14 protein-coding genes and 1 pseudogene are annotated in these 9,700 nt (G+C 27.1%); all 15 read left to right on the top strand.

Going from position 1 to position 9,700, the window contains the following annotated elements:
• Positions 1-176: 176 nt before the first annotated feature.
• The 15 genes and pseudogenes from B5E75_RS08730 (at position 177) to B5E75_RS14570 (ending at position 9,523) form a co-directional block, all read left to right on the top strand.
• Positions 177-464, top strand: coding sequence for a hypothetical protein (locus B5E75_RS08730; protein ID WP_087358440.1), 288 nt, complete (start codon positions 177-179; stop codon positions 462-464).
• Positions 465-681: 217 nt separating this feature from the next.
• Positions 682-852, top strand: a complete 171-nt coding sequence (locus tag B5E75_RS14610; protein WP_162607666.1) for a hypothetical protein — start codon at positions 682-684, stop codon at positions 850-852.
• Positions 853-983: 131 nt separating this feature from the next.
• A complete protein-coding gene (locus B5E75_RS14605) occupies positions 984-1,142 on the top strand; it encodes a hypothetical protein (RefSeq protein WP_162607665.1) in 159 nt (52 codons plus the stop codon).
• Between the two features lie 182 nt (positions 1,143-1,324).
• Positions 1,325-1,483, top strand: coding sequence for a hypothetical protein (locus B5E75_RS14600; RefSeq protein ID WP_162607664.1), 159 nt, complete (start codon positions 1,325-1,327; stop codon positions 1,481-1,483).
• Positions 1,484-1,858: 375 nt separating this feature from the next.
• Positions 1,859-2,746, top strand: a complete 888-nt coding sequence (locus B5E75_RS08725; RefSeq protein WP_338037068.1) for an AAA family ATPase — start codon at positions 1,859-1,861, stop codon at positions 2,744-2,746.
• Between the two features lie 33 nt (positions 2,747-2,779).
• A pseudogene (locus B5E75_RS15005) lies at positions 2,780-3,085 on the top strand (DUF4143 domain-containing protein); the annotation flags it as partial.
• Positions 3,086-3,504: 419 nt separating this feature from the next.
• Positions 3,505-3,645 carry a hypothetical protein gene (locus B5E75_RS14595; protein ID WP_162607663.1) on the top strand — a complete coding sequence of 47 codons (141 nt, stop codon included), beginning with the start codon at positions 3,505-3,507 and terminating at the stop codon, positions 3,643-3,645.
• Positions 3,646-3,663: 18 nt separating this feature from the next.
• The gene (locus tag B5E75_RS14590) at positions 3,664-3,816 is read left to right on the top strand and encodes a hypothetical protein (protein WP_162607662.1); all 153 of its coding nucleotides are present in this window, start codon (positions 3,664-3,666) and stop codon (positions 3,814-3,816) included.
• 13 nt (positions 3,817-3,829) lie between these two features.
• Positions 3,830-3,976, top strand: a complete 147-nt coding sequence (locus B5E75_RS14585; RefSeq protein ID WP_162607661.1) for a hypothetical protein — start codon at positions 3,830-3,832, stop codon at positions 3,974-3,976.
• A gap of 210 nt (positions 3,977-4,186) precedes the next feature.
• A complete protein-coding gene (locus tag B5E75_RS08720) occupies positions 4,187-4,912 on the top strand; it encodes a hypothetical protein (RefSeq protein WP_087358438.1) in 726 nt (241 codons plus the stop codon).
• A gap of 53 nt (positions 4,913-4,965) precedes the next feature.
• Entirely contained in the window at positions 4,966-5,121 is a 156-nt protein-coding gene (locus tag B5E75_RS14580) for a hypothetical protein (RefSeq protein WP_162607660.1), read from the top strand.
• 166 nt (positions 5,122-5,287) lie between these two features.
• Positions 5,288-8,692 (top strand): CHAT domain-containing protein, encoded by a 3,405-nt coding sequence (locus B5E75_RS08715; RefSeq protein WP_087358436.1) that lies wholly within the window; start codon positions 5,288-5,290, stop codon positions 8,690-8,692.
• Positions 8,693-8,704: 12 nt separating this feature from the next.
• Positions 8,705-9,055: a SpoVG family protein gene (locus B5E75_RS08710; protein WP_087358434.1), complete on the top strand. Its 351-nt coding sequence runs from the start codon at positions 8,705-8,707 to the stop codon at positions 9,053-9,055.
• Positions 9,056-9,123: 68 nt separating this feature from the next.
• Positions 9,124-9,279: a hypothetical protein gene (locus B5E75_RS14575; RefSeq protein WP_162607659.1), complete on the top strand. Its 156-nt coding sequence runs from the start codon at positions 9,124-9,126 to the stop codon at positions 9,277-9,279.
• Between the two features lie 88 nt (positions 9,280-9,367).
• Positions 9,368-9,523: a hypothetical protein gene (locus B5E75_RS14570; protein ID WP_162607658.1), complete on the top strand. Its 156-nt coding sequence runs from the start codon at positions 9,368-9,370 to the stop codon at positions 9,521-9,523.
• Positions 9,524-9,700 lie beyond the last annotated feature (177 nt).

The following is a 9,700-nucleotide window of genomic DNA, read 5'->3' as shown; positions in this document are numbered from 1 at the left end:
AACGTTTACATATTTCTATTTTTAGTTCTTTAGAATATTTGCTTTTTCTTCCCAATATAAAAACCTCCCGTATCAGTGTTTAATTATTTACACTGTCTACTAGGAGGTTATCATATCAGTTGTTATAGCTTTTTTTGCTATGGAATTGCAGGATATTCAAAAAGCAACTGTGGAAAATGCATCTATTTTATGTGGATATTGCTGAAAATGATGGGAGTTCATCCACTTTGTTTATTGTTGATGAACATGGTATCGGACAAGTGACATTAGCAAGTGGAAAACAGGGAATATATAGAAAAGAAGATGGATTGATATTAGAGAAAAATGTCATTCGATTATCTTTAGATATTAATCATGAAATACATGATTTTAAGATTACAGTTATTGATCAATCAACTAATGAAACACCCAATATCATTTATCAAAATGTAGAAACGATTCGTAAAAATAATATATTCAATTAACCATAAACAATGGAAAAATTGTTTGTGGTTTTTTTATGGGATTTTTTTAATGTTAATGTCTTAATAGGCGAAGGGAGGTTAACGAAAATGAAACAATTTTTGATATTGAAAATGATATGAGGTGATGAAAAATAGATTTAAATAATGAAATTAAAGCAGCAGTAGAAACATATTTGTCGTGTAACAAGTTATCAAAAGTTAAGAATGATATCAATCATTGTATCAAATTTATGGTCAGCATAAAGAAATAAGCAAGTTCGATAATTTGCTGGTTATCACTTATACTCAAATATCAGATTTTCATCAGGCATTAAAGTTTAATCTGCAATCTTATCGCATAAGTCTTGAAGCTTATGGTTTGCTTCATCTTCATACAATTCGTTGTTAAAAAAAACCAGATTATGTGAAAAAGCATGAAAATTCAATTTTAAATGTTTACAGCTTAATCAACAAACATAGAAATTTTAGATGATTTAAAAGTAATAATCTTTGATTTAAAAGCCTTAGGAAGAAACTCTCATGAATATTGCATGGTTTATTATAGGGTGTATCTTCAATGGAAGAATTAATAAATTGATGAAAAGTGAGGAAATGTCAATGAATGTTATAAAGAATGTAATAATTATCAGTTTGATTATTTTTACAGCTAGAGAAGTTTATAAACATTTGATGAAATAAACAAAAAAAGTGATGTTGATAGTTTTTTTAAGAAAGGAGGACAATGTTTTTATCAACATCCATGAAGGAAGGAGGCAACGTTTATGAAAAATAATGAAAACCGGTAATCTATAGATTACCGCAGGTTTGATTATTTTCGTCAAATCAACAATAAAATTTTAAAAGGAAAGGTGGTGAAAATAATGTGTCAAGCAAAGTGTCAAGAGTGTTTATTATCTGATAGTGATAAAGTCTGCCAATACTGTCAAAATTACAGATATAAAGATTACAATCATATTTGTATAAAAGACAGTAAAAAAATTAATCTTAATGGATATTGTTCATCATTTAAAGCATTATAATAATATTAAACATTAAAAATATATATCAGCTCCTCTATTGTAAAATGAATTTTGTTTAATATCAGTTATATATTCAAAATATGAACAATGATTGATGTCATAAAAAGGAGAATGTAGATTACTCAATCTGCTTCTCTTTTTTTGTCATACTATCATAATCATTGATATTGTTGTTGTATGAATTTTTGAATCATAAAAATGTTGCTGACTAAAGCAGCTATATGATGATAAATCAAAAAATAAAATATCAATGAATAATCATCATCACGTCAATCATAATATAAAATATAGATTTTATATATCAAATTTTATAATTTTGAAGAAATGTATGATTTATAGAAAAATAATATTGAAGAAATGTAAAAAGTTATGATCATGTATTTTAAAAGAAAAGCTTATGATAAATTAATAGAGTGGAAATTAAATTATGCTGATAGTTATGCTGTTTTGTTAGAAGGTGCGAGGCGTGTAGGGAAATCAACAATTGCTAAATTATTTGCTGAAAATGAATACAAATCATATATTTTAATAGATTTTTCAATTGCTTCAACTGATATATTATCTTGTTTTGATGAAGTACAGTTATTCCCTAGGGCTAGACAGGCCATTAAACATTTGGTAAAAGACGGACGATATCATTACATTGAAACCGGTTCTTTAATATCTATTAAAAAGAACGTGAAAGATATCCTCATTCCTTCTGAAGAAATGAAAATAACAGTTTATTCTATGGATTATGAAGAATTCTGCAATGCAACAGGAAATAATTATCATTTAATCAAGCAATTGTTTGATATGAAAAAAGCTGTTGGTCAAGAAGTGAATAGAAAACTTATGAGAGATATGAGAATTTATATGGCAGTCGGGGGTATGCCTCAAGCCGTTGAAGCGTATGTAAATGGAAATAATTTTTCTACTATAGATAATGTAAAACGTCAGATTATTTATCTTTATGAAGAAGATTTCAAAAAAATAGATCCTTCTGGAAAAATATCTGCACTTTATCATTCAATTCCCGCTCAGTTAGCAAAAGGTCAAAAAAATATCGTATGTCCTCTGTACTTAAAAAGAGAGAAAGAAGAATTATTATTATTTGATTTATTTGATTCTAAGACTGTATTACCATGCTATAATTCAACTGATTCTAAAGTGAGTTTATCTTCATCAAAAGATATCAATAGTTATAAACTCTATTTATCTGATACAGGATTATTCGTAACACTTATGTTTATAGATCGACCTATTATAGAAAATGAAATATAAGCTAAATTACTTTCTGATAAATTACCAGCTCATTTAGGTTATTTGTATGAAAACTTAATGGCACAGTTATTAGCTTCAAAGGATAGAGAATTATATTATCATACATGGGAAAGAGAAAATAGCACTCATTATTATGAGATAGATTTTTTAATTTCTGAAGGAAGTAAAATTTCAGCTATTGAGGTTAAATCCTCAGGATTAGGTAAACATGATTCTCTATGTGAATTTGCAAAAAAATATTCTAAACATATAAAAAATTGTTATGTTTTTTCGCAAAAAGACTATAAACAGGAAAAGGGTATACAATTTATGCCTATGTATTTAGCTCCATTTTTATAATCATTTATAATAGACAAGGTGTAAGTAACTTTTTCCTGTTCTTTATTTTTTATCAAAATTTAAAAAGTTGTTATAAGGGATATAGCTTTAAAAGTTATATCCCATTTTTATGTAAGGAAAGTTTTTAATGATAGAAAATGGGAATTATTCAATGTATTTGTCTTAATAGGTGAAGGGAGGAATTGAACATGAAAAGAATTCTCATAGATGAAGATTGTTTATTGAGTATTTCTGAAACAGATTTTAAAGAAAAAAGAAAAGAATATTATTGTTATTGATGGAAACAAGTGAAGATTGATGGATTTTAGACTTTCAGTCTAAGAAAATGGGGACTTTTTAATGTATTTATCTTAATGGGTGAAAGGGGGAATATTTAAAATTAAAAAGTTTTGATGAAAGTAGGAAAGGAGATGAAGATGATGGATGAATACAAACAAGCAATGATTGATATTTTAAAAGATCAACAATCTGAAAGCTTGAAATGGTACAGAGTGATTCAATTTCTAAACATTGTTTTATTGATTATATTATGTACTGTATATTATTTAAAATTTCATTAACAAAAAGGAGATTGTATTATGGATATTATTGAAATAACGGTTATTGATAAAGATGAAGAAATTCAACAATTACTTATGGATATGAAAAAACTATATATAAAAATGATAGTTCAAAAATTAATAACAATTATAGGACTCAGTTTACTTGTGATAGTAATTAATATCCTTTGAGAGGAGAATTTATATGGATGAAAAAACGTTGAAGAAATTTATAGTCAGCTATGATGTACATGTAAGAGAATCTTATCATCATGCACGAGCTTTACGTCATTTGGTTTTTATAGTGAATAGTTCGATGATTATTATGATGATTATTGAAAAATTTTTATAGTCAAGGAAAGGGTGAAAACAATGATTTCTAGTTATAATATTTTAAAATTAATATGTGCAAATCAAGAGTTTCTATATGACCCAGAAATTTTAGAAAAAGTCATAGATATTCTTTATATTGATAGATTGAGATTCATAGAAGATTTCATCATCGATGTTATTTTGATTATATCTTTTATCAGCGTACTTGTTCTTTGAAAGAAGAATAGATATGAATGAAATCAGTTATGCAAGAGGGTTATTAGATATGCTTATTTGCCTATTAGCTTCTATATGCCATGAAGATACCATCAAAAGATTCCAATATTTAAAAGAAAATGTTTTGTTTTATCAAATTCATAACAATTTACATCAATCCTATATAACTGAGAGTGTCACAACGCATCAAATAAGAGAGGTCAATCCAATATTGAGAACACATTATTGTCATTTTCCACCAGAAAAGATAAATGACAAATATGAAGAACTGAAATCTATTATCTTTTTATCAAATATGGATTCTCCACAGATATCTCATGTGATTATTCATGAACTTGTTCATTTGTTGTCAAGTTGTCACTATCATATATATGGTGATTTATTAATAAGAAAAGTAGGAATCAATTCGTATATTTATGTCAATGATCAAGATCAATATAAAAAATATCATGTCATTTACAATATAACCAATGAATTATTAACAGATTATATTGCGAATATTTTGAATCTTCAAATAACAGGTAAACAAATATCATCAGATCAAAGATGTTTTTTTGAACTATCTTTTGATGATTATATCAATAGACAACTTGAAAAAAAATATTTCAATCAAGAAGATGTTATTCAAGCTTATTTTGAAAATGATATATCCTTTTTTGAAGATGTTTTCAATAATCATCTCAGTTATTTTGAAGGAAAATGTTATATTGCTTTTCGTCATCATCAACAACTTAATTAAAAATGGGATTTATGACTTGTTATTATCTTATAAAGTGAAAGGAGGTAAGAGTTATGTGTAAAGTTAAATGTCAAGACTGTGCATTATGGGCAAGTGATAAAGTTTGTCAATATTGCGATCATTATGCTTATTTTAGAGATGCTTATCGTTGTGATATTGATGATAAAAGAGTCAGTCCATATAATTATTGTTATCGTTTTAAAGGTTAAAATTGAACGAAAGGTTATTGAAGTTTTTTCAATAATCTTTCGATTTTCATGAATTATTTTATTGTATAGTTGAAATTTTTATTTCATACTGATTTATAAATATTTATAATAAAGATAAGTCAGATAGTGTCTTGTATTTGAATAGGAAAGCTGGGATGTGATAGGAATGAATTTTTTGAAAAAAAGTCAAATGAAGTTAAGAAAACAGTTTTATGAAGATCAAATTGTTGATTATGATCGACAGGCAAATCTTTATAAACAGGAAATGAAATATTTTGAAGCATTGAAGCTGCACAAAAAGTGTTATGAAATGGCATGTGATTTATATGGGAGATATGCTATAGAAACTCTTATTTGTTTGAATAATTTAGGAAGAACTTATGCAGATACAGGTGATTATTTTCATGCATTAGATGCAGCTTTAGAAGTTTATCATCATATACAAGATATTTTGAGTCATAGAAGTCAAGAATTTATTGTGATTTGTTATAATCTTGCTTTGTCCTATCATGATGTTTCTGATTATCAAAAAGCATTGGAAATGTATAAGCAGTGTTATGATTTATCACAAACATATTATGGTTTAAAAAATAGAGATACATTATTGTATTTATATAGTCTTGGTATGGCTTATAATGATGTTGGAGATTATCAAAAAGCTTATGATATGATTCATGAAGCTTATCATATGCAAAAAAGTATTTTAGGTGAAACAGATATTGATACACTTAAAAGTATGAAAGAATTAGGGGTAATAGTTAATCAATTAGGATATCATCAAGAAGCTGTCAAGATTTTAGAAAATTGTTATGATATGTTCAAAAAATATTATGGAAAAGATCATAACGAAACAATATCAGTTTATTCTTGTTTAGGTAAACTTTATTTGAATTTGAAAGAATATGCAAAAGCTCAAGAAGTGTTATCAAATGTTTATCAAATACGTAAAGAACGATTAGGGCAAACACATGTTTATACTCTCATCACTTTGAGTGATTTAAGTACTGTTTATTATCAGATTGGTGAATATCAAAAAAGCTTAGAATTAGCCCAAAAGGCTTATATAACAATGAAGGAAACTTATGGAGAAAAATATAATCATTGTTTAGATATGTTACAAAATTATATTCGCTGTCTTCAAAAAAATAATGACATAGAAAAAGCCATAGAGTTTCAAGATAAGTTGTATCTTCTCAAAAAAGAGAAGTACGGATATAATGATCCGAAAACACTACAATCACTTCATGATTTAAGTTATTTATATTATGCTATGGGAAAAAATTTAAAAGCTATTGAATTAGAAGAAAAGTGTTATGCTTTACAAAAAGAAGTCTTAGGTGAAACGCATAGAGATACATTAAATAGTTTAAATCAACTTATAGACATTTATGTTGATTTGGATCAATATGAACAGGCATTATCCTATTGTTTAAAAGTTTATGAAATAGAAGAAAAGTTATTTGGTGAAAAAGATAAAACTTTTATCAATACTTTAAGTCAATTAGCACTGATATATTTTCGATTAGCTAACTATAAAGAGGCATTTAAAAAATATGAAAGATGTTACAATTTACAAAAAGAAGTCTTTGGTGAAAATAGTATCGAGGTTCTAGAGTCTTTAATCAATATGTATGTTGTTGATAGTTTAATAGACCACCTCATAACAACACAGGAAAACAATCATCAATCTTCCATACTTTATGCCAAGATTGAAGAACATTTAAAGAATATGAATACAAGCCAGTTTACACAAGTTTCACAGATGATATTGCCAATTATATCTTCAATATTACAAAATCATAAACAATTACCTCAAATCATTGGTTTGTTGGAACAGTATTATCAACAATTAAAACAGATCAAAGGATCATCACATCCTGAAACAATAACTGTTTTACATATTATAGCTCAAGCTTATAATTCTTTAGATTTAATAAAAGCCAATCAATTATATCGAGATGCCTATGAATTATATCATAAAGTTTTAGGACCAAAACATATGAATACACTACTTTGTTTAGGTGAATTGGTTTTATCTTATCATAAACTTCATATCGATAATCTTTTTGAAATGTATGCGAAACGTTTTTTAGAAGATATGAAACAGCAGATTTATCAATATTATTTATTAAGCGAAGCTTCACATAAAAATTTTCTACTGTGCCTGATTGGTGTTATACAGATATATCAATCATATTACTTTCATCACTATAGACATTTAACAGATTATCAATATCTTGTATCTTATAAAAATATCATTCAAGATATTGAGATCTTACGCAGTCGTTTAAAACAAAATCCTCAATATGCTCAAAAAATCAATCATATGAATCATATTGAAAAACAGATACATCAAACTGAAGATACACACACTATTCTTCAGCTTCAACAACAAAAAGAAAAGATACATGAAGAATTAAAACAAATGATGAAGCAATATCAAGATCAACTGATGTTGAATATGAATGATTCCATGATAGTCAGTCATTTACAGGACAATGATTTGTTATTGGATTATTATCAGTTAAATCAGCATCAATATGGTTTGGTTGTCATAGGCAAAGATTTATTTGAAAGTTATATTGTTGATGATTATGGAATAGATAAGATTCAAAAGCATCTAAGCCATATTCAACATATTTATATATGTCCAGATGGTGATTTGTATCATGTATCTTTTGAACGATTCATTGATAAAGATATCAGTTATCTTTCTTTACCCAAAGGATTGTTTTATGAAGGGAATATTCATAATCATGATGATATTGTATCATTTGTATCACCAGATTTTGATGATACATTAGCTGACGATGATTTTGACGAAACAAGAGGTGCAGGGAAGAAATCATCACTTCCGGGAAGTCTTGTCGAAGGGCATTATATTCAAAGTGTTTTTCCTGAAGCTAAGATTTACAGTGGAAAGAAGGCCAATGTAACAGAATTTTTAGCTGTTCATAGTCCTTCCATATTACATGTATCAACGCATGGAGAATATTTGCAAGATGAACAAAACATAATGGAGAGAGGAAGATTATGTTTAGCTGGATATAATCAGACAAATCATAAGGAAGAATATCAAAAAGGTTATGTTTCTGCTAATGATATTCAAAAAGAAATGGATTTAAAAAATACAAATCTTTTAGTTTTATCAGCATGTCTAACCGCAAAAGGAGATGTATTGCCTGGAGAAGGTATTTATGGATTAAGGAGAGCATTTGAATTAGCAGGGGTGAAAACTATGATCTTAACAGTTGAAGCTATTCAGGATCATAATGCTGCTATTTTTATGAAAACATTTTATCGAAAATATTGTGAAAATAAAAATGTTTATCAATCCTTTTTAGAAACAAAAAAATATTTAAGAGATGATCGACAGGCTTTAAAAGAATTACAGATTTATGCCAATGAATTTCCAGAATATGTATCAAAAGTTTATCCAAAGTCATATCGTTTTATCAAACGACATTTAGAAAATTATTTACATTTATGTCAAAGTCAAGGTTATCTTTTAAGAAATGAAAATGATAAAGAAGACTGGAATGGATTTATTATTCAAGGAAAAATAAGATAAGGAGTGGAAAAAATGATTACAAACGTACGTATTAAAAAATTGAATAATGAAACAAGATTAAAATTTATTGCGAGTATTGTCTTTGATCATGTTTTTGCAGTACATGATATCAAGGTGATAGAAGATGAAGAAAAAGCATTTATAGCTATGCCTTCTAAAAAAATAAAAGATGATCAATGGGCTGATATTTGTCATCCTATTTGTCAAGAATGTCGAGCAGTATTAGAAAATATCATTTTGTCATGTGCAAAGATGACAGATGAATCTCATCTTGATATTGCTGATTTTGTATCAAAATATGAAAATGTTCCTTTACTGGAACAGTTACCAGATGATTTTGAAATTGTAAATGAAGTGAAATAAAGAATCCCAAATAAAAATGGGATTTTTTATTTGTTATTACCTTAATAAGTGAAAGGAGGGAAAAAGTTATGTGTAAAGTAAAATGTCAAGACTGTTCATTATGGGCAAGTGATAAAGTTTGTCAATATTGTCAACGTTATGCATATTTTGGAGATGCTTATCGTTGTCGCATTGATGACAAAAGAGTGAGTCCGTATGGTTATTGTAAATACTTTAAAGGTTAAAAGAACGAGCATAAAACATGTAAACTTATAGTAAAAATGGGAATTCCTACATGTATTTATCTTAATAAGTGAAAGGAGGGAAAAAGCTATGTGTAAAGTAAAATGTCAAGACTGTTCATTATGGGATAGTGATAAAGTTTGTCAATATTGTCAACATTATGCATACTTTGGAGATGCTCATCGTTGTGATATTGATGATAAAAGAGTGAGTCCAAATCATTATTGTAAATACTTTAAAGGTTAAAAGAATGAACATAAAACATGTAAACTTATAGTAAAAATGGGAATTCTTACATGTATTTATCTTAATAAGTGAAAGGAGGGAAAAAGTTATGTGTAAAGTAAAATGTCAAGACTGTTCATTATGAGATAGTGATAAAGTTTGTCAATATTGTCGACATTATGCATATTTTAGAGATGC

The organism is Massiliimicrobium timonense, assembly GCF_002160865.1.
Taxonomy (GTDB): domain Bacteria; phylum Bacillota_I; class Bacilli_A; order Erysipelotrichales; family Coprobacillaceae; genus Allocoprobacillus.
The sequence above is the reverse complement of the archived record's forward strand: the minus strand, read 5'-3'. Positions and strand labels throughout refer to the sequence as shown.

Coding starts and splice junctions, on each gene's coding strand:
- B5E75_RS14585 (WP_162607661.1), top strand. CDS start 3,830: ATGGATGAAAAAACGTTGAAGAAATTTATAGTCAGCTATGATGTACAT.
- B5E75_RS08715 (WP_087358436.1), top strand. CDS start 5,288: ATGAATTTTTTGAAAAAAAGTCAAATGAAGTTAAGAAAACAGTTTTAT.
- B5E75_RS14605 (WP_162607665.1), top strand. CDS start 984: ATGAATATTGCATGGTTTATTATAGGGTGTATCTTCAATGGAAGAATT.
- B5E75_RS14575 (WP_162607659.1), top strand. CDS start 9,124: ATGTGTAAAGTAAAATGTCAAGACTGTTCATTATGGGCAAGTGATAAA.
- B5E75_RS08720 (WP_087358438.1), top strand. CDS start 4,187: ATGAATGAAATCAGTTATGCAAGAGGGTTATTAGATATGCTTATTTGC.
- B5E75_RS08730 (WP_087358440.1), top strand. CDS start 177: ATGCATCTATTTTATGTGGATATTGCTGAAAATGATGGGAGTTCATCC.
- B5E75_RS08725 (WP_338037068.1), top strand. CDS start 1,859: ATGTATTTTAAAAGAAAAGCTTATGATAAATTAATAGAGTGGAAATTA.
- B5E75_RS14595 (WP_162607663.1), top strand. CDS start 3,505: ATGGATGAATACAAACAAGCAATGATTGATATTTTAAAAGATCAACAA.
- B5E75_RS08710 (WP_087358434.1), top strand. CDS start 8,705: ATGATTACAAACGTACGTATTAAAAAATTGAATAATGAAACAAGATTA.
- B5E75_RS14580 (WP_162607660.1), top strand. CDS start 4,966: ATGTGTAAAGTTAAATGTCAAGACTGTGCATTATGGGCAAGTGATAAA.
- B5E75_RS14590 (WP_162607662.1), top strand. CDS start 3,664: ATGGATATTATTGAAATAACGGTTATTGATAAAGATGAAGAAATTCAA.
- B5E75_RS14600 (WP_162607664.1), top strand. CDS start 1,325: ATGTGTCAAGCAAAGTGTCAAGAGTGTTTATTATCTGATAGTGATAAA.
- B5E75_RS14570 (WP_162607658.1), top strand. CDS start 9,368: ATGTGTAAAGTAAAATGTCAAGACTGTTCATTATGGGATAGTGATAAA.